Origin of the sequence: Polymorphospora rubra (genome assembly GCF_018324255.1) — a bacterium.
Classification (GTDB): Bacteria; Actinomycetota; Actinomycetes; order Mycobacteriales; family Micromonosporaceae; genus Polymorphospora; species Polymorphospora rubra.
Genome location: NZ_AP023359.1, coordinates 1,016,318 through 1,040,951 on the forward strand (window position 1 = coordinate 1,016,318; position 24,634 = coordinate 1,040,951).

Annotated in this window: 19 protein-coding genes; 5 read left to right on the forward strand and 14 right to left on the reverse strand. The window is 74.2% G+C overall.

Going from position 1 to position 24,634, the window contains the following annotated elements:
* Nucleotides 1-48: 48 nt before the first annotated feature.
* The gene (locus Prubr_RS04470) at nucleotides 49-675 is read right to left on the reverse strand and encodes a helix-turn-helix transcriptional regulator (protein ID WP_212821918.1); all 627 of its coding nucleotides are present in this window, start codon (nucleotides 673-675) and stop codon (nucleotides 49-51) included.
* Nucleotides 676-1,112: 437 nt separating this feature from the next.
* On the opposite strand from Prubr_RS04470, the gene Prubr_RS37610 reads away from it, so the two are divergent.
* Complete coding sequence (locus Prubr_RS37610) at nucleotides 1,113-4,646, forward strand: BTAD domain-containing putative transcriptional regulator (RefSeq protein WP_212821920.1); 3,534 nt, start codon at nucleotides 1,113-1,115, stop codon at nucleotides 4,644-4,646.
* Between the two features lie 36 nt (nucleotides 4,647-4,682).
* On the opposite strand, the gene Prubr_RS04480 is transcribed toward Prubr_RS37610, so the two are convergent.
* The 13 genes from Prubr_RS04480 to Prubr_RS04540 form a co-directional block, all read right to left on the reverse strand.
* Nucleotides 4,683-5,339 carry a hypothetical protein gene (locus tag Prubr_RS04480; protein ID WP_212821922.1) on the reverse strand — a complete coding sequence of 219 codons (657 nt, stop codon included), beginning with the start codon at nucleotides 5,337-5,339 and terminating at the stop codon, nucleotides 4,683-4,685.
* A gap of 15 nt (nucleotides 5,340-5,354) precedes the next feature.
* Nucleotides 5,355-6,800: a hypothetical protein gene (locus tag Prubr_RS04485; RefSeq protein WP_212821924.1), complete on the reverse strand. Its 1,446-nt coding sequence runs from the start codon at nucleotides 6,798-6,800 to the stop codon at nucleotides 5,355-5,357.
* 127 nt (nucleotides 6,801-6,927) lie between these two features.
* Nucleotides 6,928-8,940, reverse strand: a complete 2,013-nt coding sequence (locus Prubr_RS04490) for a zinc ribbon domain-containing protein (RefSeq protein ID WP_212821926.1) — start codon at nucleotides 8,938-8,940, stop codon at nucleotides 6,928-6,930.
* Complete coding sequence (locus Prubr_RS04495; RefSeq protein WP_212821927.1) at nucleotides 8,924-9,472, reverse strand: phage tail protein I; 549 nt, start codon at nucleotides 9,470-9,472, stop codon at nucleotides 8,924-8,926. The genes Prubr_RS04490 and Prubr_RS04495 overlap by 17 nt, the downstream gene beginning before the upstream one ends.
* Nucleotides 9,472-11,412, reverse strand: coding sequence for a putative baseplate assembly protein (locus Prubr_RS04500; RefSeq protein ID WP_212821928.1), 1,941 nt, complete (start codon nucleotides 11,410-11,412; stop codon nucleotides 9,472-9,474). Before Prubr_RS04500 ends, Prubr_RS04495 begins: the two co-directional genes overlap by 1 nt.
* Nucleotides 11,412-11,840 (reverse strand): GPW/gp25 family protein, encoded by a 429-nt coding sequence (locus Prubr_RS04505; RefSeq protein WP_212821930.1) that lies wholly within the window; start codon nucleotides 11,838-11,840, stop codon nucleotides 11,412-11,414. The genes Prubr_RS04500 and Prubr_RS04505 overlap by 1 nt, the downstream gene beginning before the upstream one ends.
* Nucleotides 11,841-11,848: 8 nt before the next feature.
* Entirely contained in the window at nucleotides 11,849-13,768 is a 1,920-nt protein-coding gene (locus Prubr_RS04510; protein ID WP_212821932.1) for a phage baseplate assembly protein V, read from the reverse strand.
* A 9-nt stretch (nucleotides 13,769-13,777) separates the two neighbouring features.
* Nucleotides 13,778-14,911 (reverse strand): phage tail protein, encoded by a 1,134-nt coding sequence (locus Prubr_RS04515; protein WP_212821934.1) that lies wholly within the window; start codon nucleotides 14,909-14,911, stop codon nucleotides 13,778-13,780.
* Complete coding sequence (locus Prubr_RS04520) at nucleotides 14,911-15,396, reverse strand: phage tail protein (RefSeq protein WP_212821936.1); 486 nt, start codon at nucleotides 15,394-15,396, stop codon at nucleotides 14,911-14,913. The genes Prubr_RS04515 and Prubr_RS04520 overlap by 1 nt, the downstream gene beginning before the upstream one ends.
* A gap of 70 nt (nucleotides 15,397-15,466) precedes the next feature.
* Nucleotides 15,467-18,565 carry an eCIS core domain-containing protein gene (locus Prubr_RS04525; RefSeq protein ID WP_212821938.1) on the reverse strand — a complete coding sequence of 1,033 codons (3,099 nt, stop codon included), beginning with the start codon at nucleotides 18,563-18,565 and terminating at the stop codon, nucleotides 15,467-15,469.
* Nucleotides 18,566-18,576: 11 nt separating this feature from the next.
* Nucleotides 18,577-18,738: a DUF6760 family protein gene (locus Prubr_RS38125; protein WP_425518032.1), complete on the reverse strand. Its 162-nt coding sequence runs from the start codon at nucleotides 18,736-18,738 to the stop codon at nucleotides 18,577-18,579.
* 395 nt (nucleotides 18,739-19,133) lie between these two features.
* Nucleotides 19,134-19,616 (reverse strand): phage tail protein, encoded by a 483-nt coding sequence (locus tag Prubr_RS04535; RefSeq protein WP_212821943.1) that lies wholly within the window; start codon nucleotides 19,614-19,616, stop codon nucleotides 19,134-19,136.
* 32 nt (nucleotides 19,617-19,648) lie between these two features.
* Nucleotides 19,649-21,214, reverse strand: coding sequence for a phage tail sheath family protein (locus Prubr_RS04540; RefSeq protein ID WP_212821944.1), 1,566 nt, complete (start codon nucleotides 21,212-21,214; stop codon nucleotides 19,649-19,651).
* A 176-nt stretch (nucleotides 21,215-21,390) separates the two neighbouring features.
* On the opposite strand from Prubr_RS04540, the gene Prubr_RS04545 reads away from it, so the two are divergent.
* From Prubr_RS04545 to Prubr_RS04560, 4 genes are all read left to right on the forward strand, one after another.
* Nucleotides 21,391-21,990: a Pvc16 family protein gene (locus Prubr_RS04545; RefSeq protein WP_212821946.1), complete on the forward strand. Its 600-nt coding sequence runs from the start codon at nucleotides 21,391-21,393 to the stop codon at nucleotides 21,988-21,990.
* A 95-nt stretch (nucleotides 21,991-22,085) separates the two neighbouring features.
* The gene (locus Prubr_RS04550) at nucleotides 22,086-23,432 is read left to right on the forward strand and encodes a COG1470 family protein (RefSeq protein WP_212821947.1); all 1,347 of its coding nucleotides are present in this window, start codon (nucleotides 22,086-22,088) and stop codon (nucleotides 23,430-23,432) included.
* Nucleotides 23,429-24,091: a helix-turn-helix transcriptional regulator gene (locus Prubr_RS04555; RefSeq protein WP_212821948.1), complete on the forward strand. Its 663-nt coding sequence runs from the start codon at nucleotides 23,429-23,431 to the stop codon at nucleotides 24,089-24,091. The genes Prubr_RS04550 and Prubr_RS04555 overlap by 4 nt, the downstream gene beginning before the upstream one ends.
* A gap of 121 nt (nucleotides 24,092-24,212) precedes the next feature.
* Entirely contained in the window at nucleotides 24,213-24,605 is a 393-nt protein-coding gene (locus Prubr_RS04560) for a PAAR domain-containing protein (RefSeq protein ID WP_212821949.1), read from the forward strand.
* Nucleotides 24,606-24,634: the final 29 nt, after the last annotated feature.

Genomic DNA, 24,634 nt, shown 5'->3' on the forward strand with positions numbered 1-24,634 from the left:
AGCCACCTGTGACAACGTGCCCGGAATCGCCGGCCTGTTCCGGGTCCGTCAGATCAACCCCTCGCGAACCGCGTACGCCACCGCGTGCGTCCGGTTGCGTAGCTGGAACCGGCTGGTGATGTCGTGCAGCACGTTCTTGACGGTCCGCTCCGAGTAACTCAGCCGGTTCGCCACCTCCCGGGTGTCCATTCCCTCCGCCACGAGCCGCAGGATCTCGCTCTCCCGGACCGAGAGCCCGTTGACGTCCAGCCCGCGCGGGGTCAGCACGTTCTGCTGCAACCTGGTCACCTGCTTGACCAGTCGCCCGAGCACGTCCGGCGGCATCGCCGCCCCACCGGTGGCGGTGTTGACGACGAGCTGCGCCAGCCGGTGGCCGGTGGCCTCGGTGCGCGCGGCGAGGGCGCGTACCCCCAGTTCCACGGCGGGGATCAGGGCCGCGTCCGAGTCGACCGCGGCGACCAGGACGAAGCGCCGGCAGCCCAGCCGGCGGACGGACTTGAGCACGTCGAGCGTGTCGCGGTCCAGCGCGTCGGTGGCGACCACGCCGACGGTGTCGGCGGTGACCGACCCCTCCGCCACCACCTCGATCTCGCTGCGGCCGCGCAGGGCGGCGGTGATCCCGGCGGTGGAGATCGGGTCGGGGGTGCGGATGTACGTCGGTACGCGTCCGAGCATGACGGTTCCTTACCTTCGAACTGGGCTGGACATCAGGTGGTGGATGCACGCGGTGGTGCCGGTCGTCCGGATGCTGTTCGGGCGAGGGACCGGCAGTTGGTGGCGGTCCGTCGGCCTCCAACCGTAGAGATCGCCACGGGGCGTGCACTGGACCGTGACTGGACGCAGCCAGATCGGCGCGGTTTCGTCACGAACACCGCTCTGAGCTGCGTGAACGTCCGCCCGTCGGGGACCCGGCCGGCCGGCGGCACCGGCAGAACCGGCAGAACCGTTGCCCCGAAGGGCAGGTATCAGGTCCAGAACGGACGGTTTGACCGCGACACAACCGGGTGATTCAGTGTTGAGGATCATGGTCTATCGACCGGTGTAGCCGGCAGAATCACATGCTGGCAGCGATGGCGGGGTGGTCGCACAGCCATGACAGGGAGCCTTGGTTGATGGCCGACTTCGGCGGTGAGATCCGAGTTCGGCGGCTGCGTGCCGGGCTCACCCAGGAACAGTTGGCCAAGCTGGCGGGAATCAGCGTCCGCGCGGTGCGCGACATCGAACAGGGCCGGGTACGCAGCCCTCGTGCCGAATCCCTGCGGCGGATCGCCGAGGCGGTCGGGCTGCCCCGGATCGAACCGCCGGGGCCGGAACCGCCCCGTCCGGCGCCGCCGGCGCGACCGGCCGCCCTGCGCATCGACGTACTCGGTCCACTGAGTATCCAGATCGGATCCGAGCCGGTCGCGCTCGGCTCCGGCCGACAGCGGATGTTGCTCGGTCTGCTCGCCCTGCACCCGGACGCGACCGTGCCCCGCCAGGAGATCGTCGACCTGCTCTGGGGGCACAACCCGCCGGACACCTGCCTGAACCTCGTGCACACCTATGTGGCCCGGCTCCGTCGCGTGCTGTCCCAGGCCGGTGACGGCACCGCGACCATCACCCACGGCGGCGGCGGTTACCGGCTGCGGGTCGATCCGCGCCAGCTCGACCTGAGTCTGTTCACCACCCTGATCGGCCGCGCCGAGGGCAGCGTCGGCAGCGGCCTGCCGAGCCTCGACCGGCTGGCCGGGGCACTCTCCCTCTGGCGTGGCCCGGTGCTGGCCGACCTTCCGCCGAGACTGGCGCAGCACCCCGCCGCCGCCGCCCTGAACCGCCGCCGGATCGCCACCGCGGTCACCTACGCGACGCTCGCCGTCGAACTGGGCCTGGCCGACCTCGCGGTCCGTGAGCTGCACGCCGTCGCCAGCCACGAACCGCTGCACGAGCAGGTGCACGCCCGGCTGATGCTGGCCCTGGCCGCCTCCGGGCAGCAGGCCCAGGCCCTGGCACTGCACCGCGGGATACGCGACCGGCTGGCCCGGCAACTCGGTGTGGAGCCCGGGCCGGAGCTGCGCGAGGCACAGCTGCGCATTCTCCGCCAGGATCTGCCCGGCGCGGCCGGCCGGCCCGGTCCGGTCCCGTCCGGCGGTGGGGTGACGCCCCCGCGGCGGAGCGCACCACCGCCCCGGCACCCCGGGCACCGTCCCCCGGCACAGCTGCCGGCCGACGTCGCGTACTTCACCGGCCGGACCAGCCAGATGGACACGCTGCGCGCGATGCTGGCCGAGTCCAGGTTGGCCAGCGGCCCGGTCATCTCGGCCATCACCGGCATGGCCGGGGTCGGCAAGACCGCCCTGGCGGTGCACTGGGCGCACCGGGTCCGGCGGCAGTTCCCCGACGGGCAGCTCTACGTCAACCTGCGGGGGTATTCGACGGCCAGCCCGGTCCGGGAGAGCGAGGCCCTCGCCGGCTTCCTGCACGCCCTCGGGGTGCCGGCCGAACAGGTCCCGGTCGACCCGGGACAGGCCGCCGCCCTGTTCCGCACGATGCTCGACGGCCGCCGGATGCTGCTGGTGCTGGACAACGTCGCCACCGCCGACCAGGTGCGTGCCCTGTTGCCCGGCACACCGGGCTGCCTGGTGCTGGTCACCAGCCGGGACCGGCTCAGTGGGCTCGTCGCGGTCGACGGCGCCCGGCGGATCGACCTGGACGTGCTCACCGAGGACGAGGCGAGCACCCTGCTCAACCGGATCATCCCCACCGAGCGGGTCGCCGCCGGATCCACCGAGATCGCCGAACTCGCCGAGGTCTGCGCCCGACTGCCGCTGGCCCTGCGGATCGCCGCCGCCAACCTGATCGACCATCCCGGTGAGCCGATCAGTTCGCACACCGCCCGGCTCACCGCCGAGAACCGGCTCGCCGGCCTGCGCGTCGACGGCGACGACCAGGCCGCCGTCCGGGCCGCGTTCGACCTGTCGTACGCCGCCCTGCCCGACTCGGCCCGCCGGCTCTTCCGCCTGCTGGGACCGGCGCCGGGGGCGGACATCAGCGTCTCCGCCGCCGCGGCGCTCGCCGGGGTCGACGAGCCGTCGGCGGCGCACGAGCTGGACCGGCTCGCCGCCGCCCACCTGGTCCAGCAGCCCGCCACCGGCCGGTACACCTTCCACGACCTGCTGCGGATCTACGCCGTCGAACGGGCCACGGTGGAGGATCCGGCGGCGGAGCTGCGTACGGCGATCCGCCGCCACTACGACTGGTGCCGGCGCCGGGCCGACGCGGCCGCGGCCATGCTCTACCCACACATGGTGCGGCTGCCCGCCGACGGCAGCGGTCCGGCGCCCGGGCCGGCGCCGTTCGTCTCCCCCGCCGAGACGCTGGCCTGGCTGGAGGCCGAACACACCAACCTGGTCCGGGTCGTCGCCCACGCCGCCGACAACGGTCCCGACCCCGCCGCCTGGCGGATTCCGGACGCGCTGCGTGGCTACTACCAGTTCCGCCCGCACAACGCCGGGTTCGTCGCCGCGACCAACGGTCTGCGGGCCGCCCGGCTCGCCGCCGACCACGCCGGCGAGGCGGCGAGCCGGCTCGGCCTCGCCAGCCTGCACCTGCGGCGCGGCGAGTACGGGGTGGGCCTGGCACACGCCACCGCGATGACCGACGCGGCGGTCCGGGCGCGGTGGCCGGAGGGCGAGGCCGCGGCGTACGGCACCTGCGGGCTGATGCACCTGCGGGCCGGCCGGCTCACCGAGGCGGCGGAGCTGACCCGCCGGGCGGTACGCATCCACGAACGGCTCGGTGACGCCACCCGGTTCAGCACCAGCCTCGGCAACCTCGGCGTGATCTACCGGGACATGGGCCGGCTGCGGGAGGCCGAGGAGGTCTTCCGGCAGGGGGTGGCACTGACCGGCGGCACCGGGATGCGGATGAGCACGGGGATCAGCCTCAGCAACCTCGGCGAGGTCCAGCATGCCCTCGGCGAGTACGACGAGGCCCTGCGCCACCTGCGGGAGGCGCTGGAACTGAGCCGGGAGACCGGCTACCGGCCGACCGAGGTGGAGAGCACGCGCCGGCTGGCGGCGTTGCACGTGCACACCGGTGACCTCGGGCGGGCGACCGAGCTGGCCAACGAGGCACTGGCCCTGGCCGAGTTGGTCGGTGATCCCGCCCAGCAGGCCGCGGCCCGCAACGTGCTCGGCGCGATCCACCTACGCCGGGACGACCCGGCCGCCGCCACGGAACACCTGCGGGCGCTCGATCTGGCCCGGGCCAACGGCGCCCGTGCCGAAGAGGCCGAGTCGTTGATCGGGCTGGCCGAGGTGCACCGGCACCACGATCCGGCGAAGGCGCTCGCCCTGGCCGGGCAGGCCCGTACGGTGGCGCGGACCGCCGGCTACCGGGTGTGGGAGGGGCATGCCCTGGTGGCCGCGGCCGAGGCCCTGCGCGGCACCGGTCCGGTGACCGCGGCGCGCAACGCCGAGGAGGCGTTGGCGATCCACCGGGAGACCGATCACCTGCTCGGCCGGATCCGGGCCCTGCGGCTGCTGGCCGACCTCGGAGCGGCCGGCGGGATCGACCCGTCGCGGCAGGCGGCGTACCGGGGCGAGGCCGACGAACTGTCCCGGCGCGGCCGGCCGGACGCCGGCGACGCCGCGCCGACCGCCCGGTGACACCGGGCCGGGACGGGTCCCGGCCCGGTGCCGAGGTCAGACGAGGTCGTATTCGCGGGCCAGGTACTGGAACTTCTCGACGCTCAGGACCGTCGCCAGGATCTGCTGGTCGGCCGGGGAGAGGTCGTCCTCCTCGTCGTCGAGGACCCGGGCGAGCACCTCACGGGCGACCTCCGGGTCGAGATCGGTCAACGGCTCCTGCCCGTGACCGCCCTCCCCGGTCTGCCCGGCCACCGGCTCGTCCTGTTCCGGGTCGTCGTACCCGAGGTCGTGGTCGGGGCCGGGCCGGTCCGTCGCCCCGGCCTGCTCTCCCGGGTCGACCCGGTCGTGGCCCTGCTCCTGCGGTTCGGTCGCCCGGTAGGCCGCCGAGATCCAGTTCTGGGTCACCGAGTCGATGATCCGGGCCAGGTCCGCCGCCGGTTGTCCCATCTCGTCGACGGCGAAGATCTGTGTCGGTTCGACGGTGCCGGCCTGGTGGTAGACGTTGTTGTAGAAGTCGGCCAACCACTCGTTGCGCTGGTACCAGTCCGGGTCGCCCCAGTACTGGCCGAGGAGGCTCGGCAGCAGTTCCCAGGTCGTCTCCGGGTGCTGCTCGAGAACGCGGTGCACGCTGACGGCGGTCCAGCTCAGGTATGCGTGGGACTCGTCGAGGCTCGCCGGTCCGTTGGTGTCGAAGGTTTCCGGATAGGTCATGGTGGTGTCCCCCGCTCAGCCGATCACGGTGAAGTAGTTGTTGCTGTCGGTGTCCAACAGGCGCAGCACCGGGCTGCCGGACTGGTTGACACCGAGCCGCATCTGTCCCTGGTTGCTGTGCTGGCGCGACCTGAGTGCGGCGCCGTCGTGCTCGGCGAACCAGTCGATCCTGATCTGCGAGCCGACCTGCCCGTCGATCTCCTCGACGAAGGGGGCGAAGTGGAGGACCGACTCCTCCTCGTGGCGGTTCTTCACCGCGCTCACGTCGTAGTTCCGACCACCGTTGCCGACCACGGTCGGATCGCCCTTGCCGACCTCGAGCACCGTCAGCGAGACGTTCCGGAAGCCGGTGTACCGGACGCCGTCGACGTAGACGACCTCCCGTTTCTGGTGCGCGTCGGGGTCGGTCAGGTACGGGACGACGGTGAAGCGCAGCAGCAGCAACGCCCTGATCTTGGTGCGCACCCGCCGACCGAGCACGGACCCGTTGCGGAGGTACTCCAGCCGGATCGCCGACTCGTGCCCCTGGTCCTCCGCGGCCGTGGCGACGTGTCCCGCGCTGATCCGCTTCCGGCTGACGGTGATCTTCTCCGGGCTGCCCATGCCGGTGAACCCCTGGACCTTCATGCCCTTGTGTTCGTACTCGTCGGCGGCCAGCGCCGGGCTGATGTCGCCCGGCTTGAGGTACTTGGCCTTGTAGACGGCGATCCGGGCGTTGCCGTTCTGCTGCGCCTGCGCCGCCGTCAGGGGCGGCGCCGACGGCCGGTTGTGCACGCTGCCGCTCAACTGGGTGATCCGGAAGTGCTTGTCGGTCCGCCCCTCGCCGGGAACGATCTCGAAGCTGCCGTTGCTGTGGATCAGGAACGCGCCGACGTCGTTGTGGTTGAGGGCGATGGTCGTACCCATCAGGGTCTTGGCCCCGTGCTGCACCCGGTATTCGATCCGGAAGTGCGGCAACCCGTCGCTGCCGGCGGTGATGGTGAAGTCGAGACTGCCGTTCTCGTTGAACTTGTTGAACGGGTTGCGCCCGCGGCCGGTCGGCATCAGCGAGATGCTCACGTTGGCGATCCCCCAACAGGGATACTTGCTCAGGATCTTCCGCTCCCGGTCGGTCGGACCGTTGCCACCACCCTTCGGCACGTAGTCGAAGGTGGTGAAGCGCACCAGCAGGTCCACGGCGACCCGCTTCTTGTCGGTGGCGCCGATCCCCCGGCGTACGTAACGCAGCCAGTAGACGTGCTGCCGGGACTGACTGCCCCGGATCATCGGGAGCTGGGCGTTGGCGACCGGCACCGGTTCGACCAACTGGTCGAGCGGCACCTCCGCCTCGAATCCGGCGCCGCTGAACCCGTTGACCCGGAACGCCCCCTCGGTCAGTCCCTTCACCTGCCCCTGCACGAAGTTGATGACGTTCAGGGTGGTGTTCAGGGCCGTCATGGCAAGGCCGGCTTCTGCTGTCACGGATACACCTCCGAGGTCGTGGTGGCCGCCGGACGGGATGGCCGGCGGTGGTGGTTGTGGCGGTGCGGACCCGGCACCGCCGGGCGGCGGTGCCGGGATCGCCCCGGACAGGTGACGCCGGGCGGTGTCACTCCAGGGCGAAGAACTCGAACTCGCTGACCGTGACGTCGGTGCCCTTCTCGGCCCGGAAGATCCCGGTGATCTGGATCTGCACGGTCGTGATCCCCTCCGCCGCCCCGAGCGTCAGGGTCTGCGGTTCGCCGGTGTCCTGGATGGTCAGCGTGTCGGAACGGTTCGTGGAATAGACCAGGTGCAGGGTGGCCGGCCGGTGGGTCAGCGTGTAGTCCTCGGCGGTGCCGGCGGTGACGATGAGCCGCTCCAGGTCCACTTCGGACGCGAAGCGCAGGGTGACCGTCGGGGGCCGCTGCTCCTCCCAGGGGGCCTGCCAGTGCGTGTTGCGGTACTGGTCGACGACCAGGTCCGGCCCCTGCTCCGGGACCGCCGTGTCGCCGGTCACCTCGACCGGCCGGACCGCGACGAACCGGGGGTTGAGCAACCCGTCGACCCAGTCGCGCGCCCCGGTCACCGGTCCGGCGACCGCCGCGTTCACCCGGTCCCGCAACGGCGGATAGATCAGGTAGGCGATGCCGACCGCGAAGAGCAGCACCGCCGCGACCGCGTTCGCCCGCCGGTAGACGGCGTGCAGTACGCCGCCGGCGCCACCCGGGGCACCGCCTCCGGGCGTACCGGGACGGGCCCCGGCCTGCCGCACCCGCGGGCCGCGCCGGGGCAGCAGCCGCTGCCACCACCGGCGCCGGGCGACCTCGGCGGTACGCAGGGAGTCGCCGCAGCGGCTGCAGAACCGGCGGGTCGGCGGGTTGCCCTCACCGCACTCGCCGCAGATCAGGTCGCCGGGTTGCAGCCGGCGGGTGGGCGGCCGGTGCCCGGCCGGACCGACCCGGGTACGCGCCGCCTGTGGGCGTACCTCCTCGGGTTCGGTCGTCGCGGCCCCGGCCGGCCCGCGCCGCGAACCCGGCCGGCCGGCGGGCGCCGGCCCGGACGCGGTCGTCTCGGACTCGTCCGGGGCGACCAGGGCGCTGGTGTGCGGCGCGGCCAGCACGCCGCGCCGCGACGTGGACGGGGCGGCCGGCGGCCGGCTCGCCGGGTCGGGCAGCGAGGCGTTGGGGATCCCCGGTGGCGGCGGTGGCAGGCGGCGCGGCGGCCCGGCCGCCGGTTCGCCGCCCGCCAATTCGCCGGCCGAGGGTTCGCGGTCCGACGCGGTCGCGCCCGGCGGGTCGGGATCGGACCCGGCGCCGGGCCGTACGCCGGGCGGGCCGGGACGGGCCGCCCGGTCCGGCAGCCGGGCCCCCGTCACCCCGGGCGGTGGCGGCGGAAGCCGGCGGGCCGGTGGCGCTGTCGGCGGTGCGCCGGCGGCCCGGGCGGGCGCACCGGGGTCGGCGGAGTCGGTGTCGGACGGCGCGGCGGGCGGCCCGGGGCGCACCGCCGGGGCGGAACCCGGCGGCCGCACCCCGGGCGGGCCGGACGGCGGCCCGGGCGAACGCGGCCCAGCCGGTCCGGCGGCGGTCCCCGGCGGGCGCAGACCCGGCGGACCGGCGGCAGTTCCCGGCGGGCGCAGACCCGGCGGACCGGCGGCAGTTCCCGGCGGGCGCAGACCCGGCGGACCGGCAGCAGTTCCCGGCGGACCGGCGGCAGTTCCCGGCAGACGCCGGCCCGGCGGACCGGCCGCGGTCCCCGGCGGGCCGGCGGCCCCGCCCGGCGGGCGGAGACCCGGCGGGCCCGGCGGCCGGCCGGTGCCGGGTGGGCCGGACAGCGACGGCAGGCCGGGGAGACCCGGGCGGGCGCCCAGCGGGCCTGCGGCGCCCGGCGCGCGGCCGGCACCGGCCCCGACCCGGAGCACGCCCTCGTCGACCGGGGAGCCGCCCGGCGCCGGCGCGATCACCCCGGCGATGCGTTGCAGCAGCGTGGGTCGCTGCCGGACCTCCGGCTCCGGTTCCGGCTCGGGCGGGGGCGCGGGCCGCGGCGCGGTCCGCTCGCCGGTCCACTCCAGGAAGCTGCCGCAGGAGCCGCAGAAGGTGTCCGCGTCACCGTTGTGGTTTCCGCACTCACGACAGATGATCACGGCCGAGCACCTCCAGGGTCGTCGTCATGTGGGCCGGTACGACCGCGCGGGTCAGCCGCTCCAGCGCCGGTACGGCCACCCGTCCGGGTTCGGCCACCCGGACCCGGACGTGCAACCGGGCCGGCGGGAGCGGGCCGGGTGCCGGCTCCGGCCGGGTCGACCAGGACACCTCGGTGGAGTCCTCGATCTCCACCTCGCCACCGGTCGCGTACTCCAGCACCATCCGCAGCCCGGCCACGGTCCCGCGCAGCCGGTGGGCGGCGGCGGCGCCGGCGACCATCGCGCGCTGCCGGTCCAGCGGCCAGTTCTCGTCCAGGTACGCGCCGACCCACCCGGCGAGCCAGGGCAGGAAGTCGGACGGGGTGAGCCACGGATCCAGGTAGGCGTCAAGACAGTCCAGTGTGGACACCACCGGGGCGACCACGTCGTCCAGTCCCCCGGTCCAGCGCACCAGCAGGTCGTCCTCCTGCAACAGGGCGGGCAGGAACCCGGCGATCGGGTACGGCATCGACACGTCGGCCAGGCCCCGCATCAGTGCTCCTCCACCCGGAGCTGGTGGTCGAAGGAGAAGACGAGACTGTCCGGTTCGACCTCGATCCGGCCGGCCTCGGAACCCCGCTCGCCGGTCACCGGGTTGGCGCTGAACAGCCGCAGATCCTCCACGAGTTCCACGCCGCGGACCCGCTGGAGCACGGCGAAGAGTTCGCCGGCCTGCACCGGCCGCCCGAACGGCCAGCCCCGCCCGTCCGGCCCACCGCCGGTGAGCGGGCTCAGGTAGCCGTACAGGGCGGCCAGCCCGTCGTCGCGTACCCGGTCGACCCGCACCCGCGGTCGGGCGACGACCCGGGCCACCACCGTCACGCCCCGGTAGCGGGGCGGCTCGACGACCACCCGGGTGCCGATCAGTCGCGTCTCGTCCAGCCGGGCGGCCACCCGGGCCAGGCTCTCCTGCGCCGGGACCAGGTCCTCCAGCCGCAGCCGGCCGTGCTGCGCGGGCGCCGCCGGGACGACCAGGATCCGGGCCAGCGGCGAACCGGATCCGTCGCTCGGCACACACCGGACCCGGGCCAGTTCCGGTGCGGCCTGGCGGGCCAGTATCTCGTGGTCCTCGGCGGTCACCGCCCGGTCGCGGCTGCGCAGGGTCAGCGGGCCCCGGCGGCGGGCCTCGTCCAGGGTCTCGCCGTCGACCCCGCCGCTGGCCGGGTGGCGGTTCTCCACCCCGGCCACGTACGGGATCGACGTCCGCAGCGCGCTGATCGCCCCGGCGGCGACGTTGCCCCGGCTACCGCCGCCGACCGCGTACCGGCGCAGCCGCAGCCGGCTGCCGCGCGGCGGCACCCCGCCGTGGCGGTGCAGCGTGCCGTCCGGCTGCCGGACGGCCGGCCCGAGCACCACCTCGCCGGTGACGCCGTCGAGCAGGAAGTGCGGGTCGTCGGGGCCGCTCTGCGCGAAGTGCCGGACCGGCGTCCACCGCTGCCAGCCGTCGTCGGAGCTGACCTCCAGCACCGGGTCGCCGAGCCCGACCAGCACCGGCGTACGGGAGAGGGTGAACCGCTGACCGGGCACCCCCTCCGAGTCGCCGAGTTCCTCGTCGTCGACCAGATCGGCGTGTACGGCGGCGGTGGTGCCGCCGACCGTGTTGGCGGCCAGGCCGAGAATCAGCGGCGAGGCGCTGTAGCCGGGTTGCCCCTCGTCGGGCGGGACCACGCGGGCCCGTAGCCAGCCGGCGAGCGTGCCGTCGACCAGGGCGGCCTGGTGCCCCTCGGGCACGTGCAGCACGATCGCGCCGGGGCGGTTGAGCGCTCCGGTCTCGTCGAGGCCCACCTCGCAGGCGAGCCAGCCGGCCGGGCCACGCGCCTCCCAGCGCAGCGGCGGATGCAACGGGTTGACCCCGACGCCGTCGACCCGCCCCTCGAACTCCAGCCGGACCGCGCAGCCGCCGACCGGCCGGTCGAGCCCGATCAGCAACTCGTCGCCGGGCTGCGGTACGGCGGAGAAGGCGGCGACGGCACCGCCCGTCTCCAGCGTCGCGGTCCGGTCGCTGATCCCGTCTGCGGTGCGTACCCGCAGGTGGGTCAGGGCGCAGGGCGGCACGGTGAGGTCGTCCAGGGTGGCGAAGACCAGCGGGTCCTCGCCGTCGGCGACGGTCACCGCCCGGGTGCCGGCCGGGATCAGCTGAATCGCCCGGGCCGGGGTGGACAGCCAGAACGTCAGGGTGGTCCGGGCCGCGGTGGGTGGCACCAGACGCACGCCGATCAGCTCCAGAAACTTCACGTAGAGCCGGTCGGGCACCCGGTTGAGCCGGTAGATGAGCTGCTCGGTCAGTGCCGCGAACGTCTCGATCAGGGTGACGCCGGGGTCGGCCGGATGCAGGTCGGTCCACTCCGGACAGCGGTCGGCGATCAGCCGGCGGGCGTCGCCGACCAGGTCGTCGAAGCCGCGGTCGTCGAGGTCGGGGGCGGGCAGTGCCATCAGCCGTGCACCCCCACCCCGGCCGGTGCCCGGTCGCCGGGCCAGGTCTGCAGGTCGAGTTCGAGGGTGCCCGGTTCGCCGGTGCCCCGGACCCGGTAGCGGATCTCGATGTGCAGCAGTCCCTCGTCACCGGACGGGGCCTCGGTCACCGCGACGTCGGCTATCTCGACCCGCTTCTCCCAGCGTTCCAGGGCCGCGCGCACCTCCACCGCGACCGCCCGGCGGGTCTGCGCCGTGGTGGGTTCGAAGACGAAGTCGCGCAGCCGGGAGCCGAACTCCGGCCGCATCGGGCGTTCCCCCGGATAGGTCGCCAGGATCACGCACATGCCCTGCTCCAGCAGGGCCGTTCCGCTGACCGTGGCCAGCCGGCCGTTGGGCTGGACGCGCAGCGGGAAGGCACACCCGGTGCCGATGACGTCGGCCTGCATGGCACTCCTCAGTTGAGCTGGATGGGTTTGCCCTTGATGGCGGTGGCCGCGGTGCCGCGGATGTTGACCTGCGTCCCGTCGATGTCGACCGTCTTGCCCTTGAGCTTCAGGCTGGTGCCGCCGTCGAGGGTGAGGCTGCCGCCCGGCCCTGCCTTGATCTCCACGGCGGTCTGTCCGGTGCACTCGATCAGCAGCTTGCCGGGCCGGTCGGGGGCACAGCGCAGGGTCACCGTGCCGGCCACCTGGTCCATGGCGAGACCGAGCTTGTCGCCCTTGGTGCCGAGCACGAGGTCGGCCGCGGTGGGCTGGCCCTTGCCGCCGGGCGGCACCTCGTCGTGGAAGACCAGCCGGCTGCCGGACGGCGAGATCAGCCCGCGCCGGATCACCGAACTGGTCTGTCCCACCGACTTGACGCCGGTCGCCCCGGGTTTCGTCGACGAGGTCTGCGCGCCGTCGAGGCCGTACCCGGTGTGCCGGCTGGGCAGGCTGCCCAGCACGTACGGGCGGCGTACGTCGCCGAACTCGAACGCGACGAGCACCTGGTCACCGGGCTCGGGTACGAAGAACGCGCCGCCGGCCGGGCCGGCGAACAGCTGGCCGACCGGGGCCCAGTCGGTCTCGTGGTCCGGCGCCAGCCAGGGCAGCGCGAGCTTGACCCGGCCCAGGTTCTGCGGGTCCTTGACGTTGCTGACGACGCCGCACACCACCCCGTCGATGCGGGCCGGGCCGTCCGCCGCCGGGCCGCCGTCGGTGAGGCCGAGCAGTGAGCGGTCCTGGGTTCCGCCGACGGTGAACTCGGTGCGGTAGCCGTCCTCCGTCTCGTCGAAGACGTGCCGGGCCGCGGTGAGGGTCCAGGTGCCGGCGAACGGCGCCGGTATCCCGTCGATCCGGACGGCGCGGCCGGCGACCAGCCGGGCATCGCCCAGTGCCTCCCCCTCCGCCTCGGCGAACGAGCCGCCGACGCTTCCGGCGAGGCTCGCCGCCACCTGGGCGACCGCACCGTCGGCCCGCCCGGGGACCGGTAGTCCGCGGCCGACCAGGACGTGTGCCCGCGGCCCGGGGGCCGGCCCGACGTCGCCGACCGCGTTGTTGCCGGCCGGCGGTGCCGGCGCACCCCGGGGTACGAAGGTGTCGGCCGCCGCCGCCGGGGTACGGCCGGCCAGGCTGACCCCGTCGGCGGTGGTCGCGGTACGGCTGGCCACCACGGTCGCCGCGACCGGATCCCAGGCGCGCACCTCGACCTCGGGGGCGAGGTTGCCGGCGCTGACCCGGGGCAGGAACCGGCGCAGGTTGCCGCGGAAGGTCAGCGGAAGCGGGCTACCGGCCGCGCGGGCGGTGGCCGCCCGGCGGAAGTGGAACTTCTCGCCGTCGGCACCGATCTCGTAGCCGATCTCGCGGGCCCGTCCGCTGAGAAACTCCCAGTCGGTCTGGTCGACCTGGGACAGGTGGGCGAGCGTACCGGCGGTGGCGTCGATCGTGCCGACGGACAGCTTGGCGGCGCTGGCCACCTGGCGGGCGATGTCGGAGTCCTTCTGGTTGAGGAACGTCCGGGTCCGGCGCACCCGGTGCAGCCGGTGGTCGTGGGTGTAGCCACGCACGACGACGTACGCGTCCAGGTCGACGAACCGTCCCTCCAGGGCGGTGACCTCGCCGCTGATCAGCCGGTGCTCGGCCGAGCCGTCCTGGCTGGGGCCGAAGACCTGCACCGCGGTGCCGAGGTCCAGGCCGCTGGTGCGCAGCACGTCGCCGTCGACGTCGGCGAAGGTCAGCTCGAACATGTCGGGTACCCGTGCCTGGGTGTCCACCACCACTCGGACCAGCTGCCCGGCGACCGGTGCCGGCAGCGCCCGACCGGCCGTTCCGACAGTGATCCGGGGTCGCAGGGTCGCGGTGCGCCAGAGCAGGTTGTGTCGGTCGATCGTGGTCATCGCCGGCCCCTACCGTCGCGTCCCGGCCGCGACGCCCTTGGCCTGGGCCCGCATCGGGTCGTCGATGCCGCTCGCGGCGGCCCGCTGGCGCCACTGCGCCGGGTCGGTGTGCACCGACCGGGTCGGCGCCGGCACCGCCTTCCCCTTGGGGAAGATGTCGCCCTCGTAGACGATCAGGTCGAGGGTGGCCTGCGCCCGGACCGGCAGGCCGTCGCCGTCGAAGCGGGTGAGGTTGACGTTGAGCGTGCAGAGTTTGACGGCCATGGAGAGCTTGCCCCAGGTGAAGGTCAGTTCGGGCAGTTTGGACGGGTCGGCGCCCCGGCCCTGCCCGTCCGGGGCGGGCTCACCGGAGAAGGCGATCAGCTTCTGCACGTCCTGGGCCACCCCGGCACCGACCAGCAGCACCTCGCCGGCCATCACCCGCAGGGCGGTGTCGGCACGCAGTTCGACGTTGCTGCCCCGGCCGACGAGTTGGCTGGCCCGCGACGAGCGGGTGATGTTCATCTTGGCCGGGTTGTAGGAGAAGGCCACCGAGCCGAGCGTCGACGAGGAGAGGCTGGCCGTCTCCGCCCTGGCCTGCAGGTCGGGGAAGAACCCCTCGTGCACCAGTTCCAGCCGCTCCACGGCGACCTGGTTGGTGTCCGCCGAGAGGTCCGGGCCGGTCCACGACGACGGCCGTACGCCGTACAGCAGCCAGCTGTGGACCGCCGCGCCGTCGGCGTCGAGCAGGGTGATCCGGGCGGTGGTACGGGTGTCGTCACCGGTGCCGTCCTGCCAGGAGCGCAGTACGTCGACCAGCCACTGCTGGAGCTGCGCCGAACTCTCCCGGTGTACCGCCCGTTCCAGCACGATCGGGCCGTAGCTGACCTGTCCGGGCAGGTGGTATTGGCCGACGTGGTCGCCGGTCACCCGGACCACCTCGGGCTTGAAGTCGGCCCGCAGCCCCCGGCAGGACCGCCACAGTCCGATCTGGACGTCGCCGACGGTGACCTGGAACCGCATGGCGAGGCCGAGCTTGAGGCTCCGTTTGACGCCCGGCCCGTCCCGGAACATCTGGAGCAGGCCGCCGGAGGCGAGCCCCTGCGCGGTCTGACTCGGGTCGCCCAGCATCCCGCCGAGCGCGCCGGCACTGACGGCGGCCATCAGAGGGAGAACTTCACGTCGTCGTCGAGGAAGCCGGTGTGGGCCAGCTCCAGGGTCTCCACCGCGACGGCGCTGCGGCCCGGGTCGAGTTCCGAGATCGACCAGCCGACCGGGAAGAAGTGCTTCAGGTCCCAGCTCACGATCTTCAGGCCGAGGCTGTCGACGAGCTGGATCGTCCCGCTCAGCGGGCGGTAGCTCTTGGCCTGCTGGCAGAGCCACTCCTGGACGACCTGGGAGTCGAAGCAGACCGCCCGGCTGAGCCGGATCCGGCTGTAGGTCGGGTTGCCGACGTAGCTGAAGATGTCGTTGCTGTCCCCGGCCCGGTACTCGCACACCTGCCAGGTCACGCCCAGCCCGGACACCCGGGACCAGGAACCGAGGTTGTACCGCCCGTCGTCGATGACCACGAGGTACCGGTGGTTGACGCCGGTGACCTCGAAGAAGCCGCCCATGAACCGGGCTCCTGTGGACAGACCGCCTGCCATCTCGCCCTCCCTCGTCGCCTCGTCCGCTCAGGTGTCGTACGCCGGTCGTCGCTCCGGCCCGATGTGTCCGTCAGCCGAACCGGGTCAGCCGGCCGCTGCGCTCCCGGTCGACCAGCAGTTCCTGCCGTAGCCGGCCACGCAGCCGTCCGTAGAGCCGGCCGGCCAGTTCCTCCAGGTCGTCGGGGCTGTCCAGGTCGGCCGCCCGGCCCGGCAGCCGCTCACGGACCCAGGACCGCAACAGCTCGGTGTCCCGGTCGAACCGGGCCTCGACGGCCTCCCCACGGTCGGCTGCCGTCCGCAGCTCGGCGCGCAGCCGGTCGACCGTGCCCCGTAGCTCGGCGAGCCGGCCGGCACCGTGGTCGATCGCGGGAACCGTCGTCGCGGCGGCGAGTTCGGCCCGCAACGCGACCAGGTCCGGTGCCGGGTCGACGCCGGTCGCCGGCTCAGGAGCCGGGTCGGGGGCCGGCGGCCGGCCGGTCCCCTCCTGCCGGGTCAGCTCGCCCCGGACCAGCTCCCGCAGGTCGGCGAGGGCGTCGGCGGAGGTGTCGACCGGTGCCCGCTGGACCGGCCCGTCGCCGGCGGGCGGGGCGGTCGACGCCCCGTTCGCGGCGTGCCAGGTCAGCCCGCCGCCCGGGGTGACTCCCCAGGTGCCGCCGGGGCCGTCGGGCAGCCGTCCGGCGCGGTGCGACCCGTTGGCACCGGCCGCCGGCAGCAGTGGCACCGGCGCGGTCGTCCCGGTCGGGTCGGGAATGCCGAGCGCGGCTCCGCCGCCGAACAGGTGCTCGGCCGCCAGTGCCCGGGCCTCCAGGTCACGTCCGGCACCGGTCGACTCGGCCGGCACGCCACCGAGTTCCCGCTGCTGCACGACGTGTGCCAGTTCGTGGGCCAGCAGTGCCCGGGCCGGCGGCGCGTCGAGCGGACCGGCCGAGTCCGGCAGGAAGATCTCGCCGCCCCTGGTGACCGCCCGGGCGCCGGACCCCTGTGCCACAGCGGTGGCCACCGGTCCGCGCCAGACCGGCACCGCCGACACGTCGACGCCGTACCGCTGCCGGAAGCCGTCGACCAAGGCGGCCGGCATCGGGGCCGGCACCTCGGCGACCGGCGGCACACCCGGTCCGGCCGGTGGTGCGGGGACCGGGGGCGGCAGGTCGGGCAGGACGGCCCGGTAAACCAGCGGCACGGCCGCCGGCCGGGCGGGTGGCGGCACCCGGGTCGGGCTCGCGGGCGGGGTCGGCCCGGGGAACGTGGGTGCGGCCGGGTCGGACCGGTGCGACCCGGCCGCCGACGGGATCGGGGCCGGGGTGGCCGTCGGATACCGGGTGGCCGCGGGCCCGGCCGGGGCCGCTCCGGATCGGCTCTCCGTGGCCGGTACCGGCCCCGCTCCGGGCGCCGGTACCGGCCACGGGACCGGCACCACCGACGGGCCGGTGGTCGCCCCGGCGGGGGGTGCCGGGGCCTGCGCGGTCGAGGAGGGTACGGCCGCCGCCGGCCCGGCCGGCGGAAGTTCCACGGGTACGGCGCCCGATCGCCCTGGTACGTCGGCCGATGTCGCCACCGGCGACGGCTCCGCGGGCCCGTCCGGTCCAGGGTCCGGGGCTGCGGCCGGGAGCGCCGGCGGTACTGCCACCGGCCCGGAAGGCACCGCCCGGTCCGGCATCGGCTCGTCCGCCGTCGGCCGGTCGGTGCGTACCGGGTCCGGCAACGCATCGGCTGGCACCGGGCCGGCCAGGAGTGGCGACAGGTCGACGGGCACCGGGCCGGCCAGGGACGGCGAGGAGTCGGCGGGCACCGGTGGGCCGGTCCCGGCGCGCCGGGTCAGGAAGCTGGACGGGGAGGTCAGGCCGGGACGGCGCTTCTCCCCCGCGCGGCCCGGCGGTTCAGCCGGGGTCGCCGGTTCGACCGGTCCGACCGCGCCGGGCCGGACCGGCGGCGGCGGAAGGTCGCCCGCCGCTTCCGCCCGCACGGCCGCCGCCGACGTCGTCGTCCGAAGTGGAGGATTCGGTGCCGGGGTGGCCGGTCCGACGGCTGCCTGGCCGGCGGCCGGCCGGTCGGTCCGGGAGGGCGGAGCGGCGGCGGGCGCCTGAGCAGCCGTGGGCAGACCAGCTGCGGGCAGACCAGCTGCGGGCTCGCCCGCGACCGGCGGACCGGCTGCGGGTCGCCGGCCCCGGGGGCCGGCCGAGACCACCTCGACCGGTCGTACCGCCGCCGCCGGTGGCGCGTCGCCCGGATCGGTGCGGTGGGAGGTGCCGGGGCCGGCCGGTCGGGGGGCGCCGTCGGGACGCGGCGGTTCCACCCGGCCAGCCGGCGTCCGGGCCGGCGGTGCCGACCGGGTGGCCTGCGCGGCGAGATAGGCCACCTCGAATCCGGGTGGCGGCCAGACCTCGGCCGTCGGCAGCCCGGCGGCGGCGAACTGGGCCACGGTCCGGGCCGCGTCGGCGTCCGGCTCGGGTCGCGCCGTGGAGGCGGGCCCGGGTTCGGGCCGCGTGGTGGGGACGGGCCGACCGGTTTCGGCGGAACCCCCGTCGACGGCCAGGGGCCCGGCCGGGTCGAACCCGTACCCGGCAACGGCCGGGACGAACCCGGGCCCGGCGGCGGCCGGGACGAACCCGGGCCCGGCGGCGGCCGGGTCGAGCGGGGGGTCGGACCATGGTGCGCCATCGGCCCGGTCCCGGGCCGATGGCGGGACCGGACCGGTGCCGACCGGCGACCGGGGCGGTCCGACCAGGGCGCCGTCGGCCACCGTCGGTGCGGTCCGGACCGTCGGCGTCACCACCGGCAGCGTCCGGCGCGATGCCGGCCGTCCCTGGTCCACCGGCCCGGCGTCCACCACCGTCCGTACCGGGCCGTCCGCCACCACCCGCAGTGGGCCCGCGACGGCCGGGCCGGCGACCGGCGCCGGGTTCGGGCCGTCCAACGGCCGGCGGCCGGGTGTGACGAGTCCGGTGACCCGGCCGCGGGGAGCCGCGCCGGGATCGCCCGTCGGCGCCGGTGCCAGCAGCGGTCGGCTCGCCGCCACCCGCGGCGAGGTGACGGTTACCATGGCGGGCGGTGCGGCCACCGTCAGCGGCAGCACCGTCGTCCGGGTCCAGTCCCGTCCGGCGGGCATCGGCGGAGGCGCTTCGACCGGCCGCCGACGCGGCCGGAACAGGTGGCGGAACGACCAGGCCATACCCACCTCCCTCAAAGTGTCGGTACGGGTGTGCCGCGGAGTTTGCGGATCTCGGCGAGCAGCCGGGCCCGCTGGGGATGTTCAAGATCGAGAATGCTGTCGAAGGACCAGTGGAGGTGGTGGGCGACGTACGCGACTTCCTCCCAGAGCCGATCTGCCGCGTACGTCAGGATCCCCCGGCGGTGCCCCGGCCACGTCGACCGCGAACCGGGCCCCGCACTGCGGGCAGCCGACCTCCGCCTCGGTGTGCCCCTGCTGGTTGATCCGCCGGTAGAGGTCCTGGAGGAAGGCCAGGTCCGAGGCGAAGAGGCGTTCGATCACCGCGGTGTCGACGACCTGCACCGCGCCGATCCGGGTCACCGTCTGGGCGAGCAGCAGCACGGTGAGGAACGCCGGGTTGTGCCGTACCCGGGGGTCGCCCTGGGGGTTGATCTCGTCGCGGGCGGTGGCCAGCCGCATGACGCCCTCGCGGTGCACCCCACCCCGGTCGTCGACCATGCCGCGGGGCAGCACGAACGGGTACTCGGTGCGCAGGCCCGCCGCCGGGTCGGCGGCGGGCTCGGCCAGACTAGATCCGCGCATTGAAGTCGAACAGGTCGTCGCACATGAGCGTGACCGTCTGGTAGACGATGTCGGTGGCGCCGGCCTTGACCCCGCTGACCTCGACCCGGGACGGCCAGGCGTTGGTCATCATGTACGTGAGCCGGGCGTTGCCGTTCAGATCGTCGCCGGGCCCGTAGAGCTTCAGCGCACAGTCCCGGTAGGCGTCGTACATCATGTTGCGCACCTTCTGGTGCCACAGCCACAGATCGCCGTTCATGTCGAGGCCCCGCTTCAGGGTGACCGTCGGCGGCTTGGTCCGGCCGAAGTGCCGGGAGAAGATCGGCCCGGTGTTGCCGGCGGCCATGTACTCGGCGTTCTCCACCTCGCTGCTGATGCCGACCAGTTCGGCGAAGTTGATCGCCGTCATGCCCGGCACCTCCAGCCGGAACACGGCGGCACTGATGATCTGGGTGCTGTCGCGTGGGTCCTGGGTGCCCTGACTCGCCATGCTCGTTCCTTTTCGTCTCGTCGTCGCTCAGGTCAGTTGTCGCCCGCGCCCTGCGAGAGCTGGGAGAGTCGGAAAACCACGAACTCGGCCGGCTTGACCGGGGCGATGCCGATGTCGACCGTGAGGATTCCGGCGTCGAGGTTCTCGGGCGGGTTGTTCTCCGCGTCGCACTTGACGAAGAACGCGTCGGACCAGGTGTCGCCCATCAGGGCACCGCTGCGCCAGACCCGGCGCAGGAACATGGTGATCACCCGGCGTACGGCGTCCCAGAGGCGGGGATCGTTGGGCTCGAAGACGACCCAGTTGGTGCCGAGCAGGATCGACTTCTCGATCCAGTTGAACAGCCGCCGGACGTTGAGATAGCGCCACTCGGCGTCGCTGGACAGCGTACGGGCGCCCCAGATCCGGATGCCCTGGCCCGGGAACGCCCGGATGCAGTTGACCCCGACCGGGTTGAGCTGGTCGTGTTCGCCCTTGGTGAGCCCGCTCTCCAGGGCCAGCGCACCCCGGATGATCTCGTTGGCCGGGGCCTTGTGGACACCCCGGGTGTCGTCGTTGCGGGCCCAGACACCGGCGACGTGGCCGCTCGGCGGTACGAAGACCGCCCGCCCCTGCGCCGGGTCCATCACCTTCACCCAGGGCCAGTAGAGCGTGGCGTACTTCGAGTCGTAGCCGGCGACGTCCATCCGCCACTCCTTGAGGCGCTGCGGGTGCAGGCCGGGTGGCGGGTCGAGGATGGCGACCCGGTCGCCCATCAGCTCGCAGTGCGCGATCATGGCCAGCTGGACGGACTTGAACGCCTCGTCGTCGATGGCACCGCGCTGGTGGGCGGCGGCCAGGTCGGGCACGCAGAGCATGGTGATGTCCTCGATCGCCTCCAGCCCGGCGAAGCCGGTCCGGTCGCCGACGTCACCGACGTAGTCCTCGGCGCTGACCCGCAGTTCGCCGCCGGTGGTGGTGGCCGGCAGGGCGGGTACGGCGAGGGTGACCTCGGCGCCGCGCCGCGGCGGGGCCAGGGTTGCGCCCTTCGCCTCCTCGATCTGGATCAGCTTCGACTGCTGCCGTACGACGGTGAGCACGTTGCCGGCACCGCGTCTGGTGGTCAGGTTGTCGAGCGTCTCGACCGGCTTGCCGGCCTGCTTGACGACGAGCTTGAACGCCTCGTCGCCGCCCTCGGACGCGTCGGCGACCTCGACCGAGATCTCCTGACCGGCGGGACCGGGCAGGGCGGACCGGACGGTGAAGGAGAGCCGGCCGTTGTCGCCGGCCGCCGGCAGCGGCGCGGTGGCGTACCCCGCGTCGTCCCCGGCCGCGTCACCGGCTCCGGGGTTCGGGGCCGCGCCGACCCGTACGACGTACGCCGAACCGCCTCCGTTGAGGAAGTAGCCGTAGACCGACAGCGGCAGGAAGGCACCGGCGACGAAGCCGCCGAAGGTGCGGGTGTACTGCGTCCAGTTCGTGATCAGCGTCGGCTCGTTGACCGGCCCCTTCTCGGCGAAGCCGACGAACGCGGCGACGGCGGTCCCGACCGCCTCGATCGGCCTCGACCCGGAGGACACCTCCTCCACGTAGACGCCCGGCGACAGATACGTCGGCATCGAACCTCCTGTACGACGGTGTGATGGGGCGAGCATGCCGGGCCGACCGGCGGGGCGAAGCTGCCCGCCGGACCGCCGCCGGGGCAGCCGACACTGCCCCGAAGGGCAGCCGGGGCGCCCCACCGGACGGCCGGACGGCCGTGGCCGGGACGGCCGGCGACCGGCACGGTGGTGGGGTGATCTGGGATGTCGATCTGTCGGTCCGGGCCTGGCTCGGCCACTACCTGCCACCGGGGGTGCCGGTCGTCTTCGACCCGCCGGACCGCTGTGCGCAACTGGACGGCGAGCTGGTCTCGGCCTTCCTCGCCGACGTCGAGGAGGACTCCAGCGGTGTCTCGGCGACCTGGGACGAGCTACGCGACGCCGGCGGCCAGTTGGTGGGTCGCCGCCCGCCCGGCCGGCGGTACCGCTTCGGCTACCTGTTGACCGCCTTCGCGGCCGACACCGAGCGGGAACACCGGCTGCTCGGTGACCTGCTGGTCGGCTGCGCGAGCTGCACGGCGCTGCCCGCCCGGTTCCTGACCGGGACGCTGGCGGCGGCGAACCAGCCGGTGGTGGTGCGCGGCGCGCCCCGTCGCGACGGGAGCACCGGCCCGGGGTGGCCCGCCGGCGCCGCGCGTACCGGCCTGCACCTGCAGCTGCTCGTCCCGTTCGTACCCGAGGCGGAGACCGACCTGGCGCCGCCGCCGCGCGAGGTGAGCGTCAACAGCGGCGGCCGGCCGGACGGTCCGCGGCCCGGCCGGCGGCCGGGCCGGGGCATCACCGAACCCGGGTGAGCCCCGACGGTTGCCCGATGAGGTAGCGACGGCTGCCCCTTCGTGTTCCTCGAACGAGGTACTGCCGGCCCACCCGGGCGGCCAGACTGCCCGCCATGAGCGTCGCTGTGGGACTTGTCGAGACCAACGTCACCGTCGACCCGGGCGGCGAGACCGGCTGCACCGTACGGGTGCGGAACACCGCATCCGTCGTCGACCAGTTCACCCTGGACGTGGTCGGCGACGCGGCGGAGTGGGCCCGGGTCGAACCGGCGACGATGAACCTCCTGCCCGGCACCGAGGAGGAGGCCCGGGTGACGTTCGCGCCGCCACGGGCGGCGAGCGTGCCGGCCGGCAGCGTCGACTTCGGGGTACGGGTCCGGTGCCACGAGGACCCGGACGGCTCGGTGGTGGAGGAGGGCGTCGTCACCGTACGGCCGTTCGTGGAGCTGGCGGCGGAGCTGGTGCCCCGCACGTCGCGGGCCCGTGGCACCGGACGTCACCAGCTGGTGGTCGACAACACCGGCAACACCGACACGACCGTCGAGATCCTGCCGTCCGATCCGGACCGGCTGCTGAACTTCCGGGTCCAGCCCGCCGCGCCGGTCCTGCGGCCGGGGACCGCCACCTTCGTGAAACTGCGGGTACGGCCGAGGCGGCGGTTCCTGCTCGGCCCGGACCGCAACCTGCCGTTCCAGGTGGCGGTCGCCCGGCCGGACACCGAGCCGATCGTCTGCGACGGCACCCTGGTGCAGCGGGCGGTGCTGCCCGCCTGGTCGCCCCGGGTGGTGCTGGTCGCCGTCGCGGTCGTGGTCGCGCTGGTCGGGCTCTGGTTCGCGGTACTGAAGCCGACGGTGCAGTCCACGGCGAAGGAGGCCGCCCAGGTGCAGACCGAGCAGCTGAGCCAGGAGGTGTCCGAGGTCAAGATCCAGGCCAGCGAGGCGGCGGAGACCGCCGAGAAGGTCGAGAAGGCGGTCACCGAGGGGATGCTCCCGACGCCCGCCCCGGAACCGTCGTCGGGTCCGGGCACCGGTCCGGGCCGGACGAACGGCGGCGGCCCGCAGGGCGGGACGCTGGAGAACGCCGATCCGGAGACCGCGACCGACTTCCGGGTGGCGACGAACGCGTCGCCGACCACGTCGAACACGTTCACCCTGGCCACCTACCGGCCGGCCGCGGGGAAGGTGCTCTGGGTGACCGACATCGTGCTCCAGAACCCGCACGGCGACGCCGGCGTGCTGCAGGTCCGGCGCGGCGCCACGGTGCTGCTGGAGACCGGCCTGAACAACTTCCGTGACCTGGACTACCACTTCGTGCAGCCGGTGCGGTTCTCCGCCGAGCAGCCGGTCACCGTCGCGGTGCGCTGCACCAACCCAGGCACCACCGCCTGCACTCCGGCCGCCTACTTCGCCGGCCAGCTGGTACCCGTACCGCCCACGCCGAGCCCTTCCGCGAGCCGATGAGCGACGGTCCCGGCGGCGCCCCCGTGGTCGCCGCGATCCGGTCCCGTGACCCGATCTCGCAGGCGGGGGTGACCGCACAGCTCGCCTCCACCGCGCCGGACGACACCGGTCCGCCGGTCGTGGTGGTGACCGAACAGGACGTCACGCCGCACGTGCTGGTGATCGTCGGCGACACGGTGGACGACTGGCTGCTGGCCCAACTCGACGCGCTGGCCGGGGGTGCCGGTCCGGCGCCCCGACCGGTCCTGGTCGTGGGACACCTCGACGACACCGCCGGGCTGCGCGCCGTCGAGGCGGGCGGGCTGAGCCTGGTACGCCGGTCGGAGAGCACCGCGCCGCTGCTGCGGGAGGTGGTCCGGTCGGCGGCCCGCGGCGAGGCGCGGCTGCCCCCTGACCTGCTCAGCTCGCTGCTGACGCAGGTGGGTCGGACGCAACGCGACGTACTCGCGCCCCGTGGCCTGACGATCCTGTCGCTGTCCCCGCGCCAGCTGGCCGTGTTGCGGATGATCGCCGCCGGTGCGGACGTCGCGACGATCGCCCGCGAACTGTCCTATTCGGAGCGGAGTATCAAGCACATCGTGCACGAGATCACCACGCGGCTCGGCGTCCGCAACCGGACCCAGGCGGTGGCGCACGCCATCCGGGCCGGACTGATCTGACCCCGGCCCGCCCGGCCGCCCGGCCGGGCCGACCTGACCCGGCACGCCCGGCCGCCCGGCCGGGCCGACCTGCCCCGTGCCCGGCTGCCCGGCCGGGTCGGACCGACGGAGGAGGCACATCGTGGGCGTTCCCGCGGCGAAGCTCGGCGACAAGGTCGTCGGCACCGACACCCACATCATCATGGTGCCGTCGCCCGGTGGGCCGGTACCGACCCCGACCCCGATGCCGTTCGCCGGCACCATCGCCAAGGGGTGCAGCACCGACGTACTGATCGAGGGCAAGCCGGCCGCCGTCGTCGGCAGCGGCGCCGTGAACGCACCGCCGCACGTGCCGACCGGCGGTCCGTTCCAGACCCCGCCGAACAACCAGGGTACGGTCGTCGCCGGCAGCCCGCAGGTGCTGATCAACGGCAAGCCGGCCGCCCGGCACGGCGACAAGGTGATGACCTGCAACGATCCCGCACCCGCGCCGACCAGCAGCATCGTCGCGACCGGCCAGGTGCTGGTCGGCTGACCGGCCCCCTCTTCGGGCATTCCCGGCCC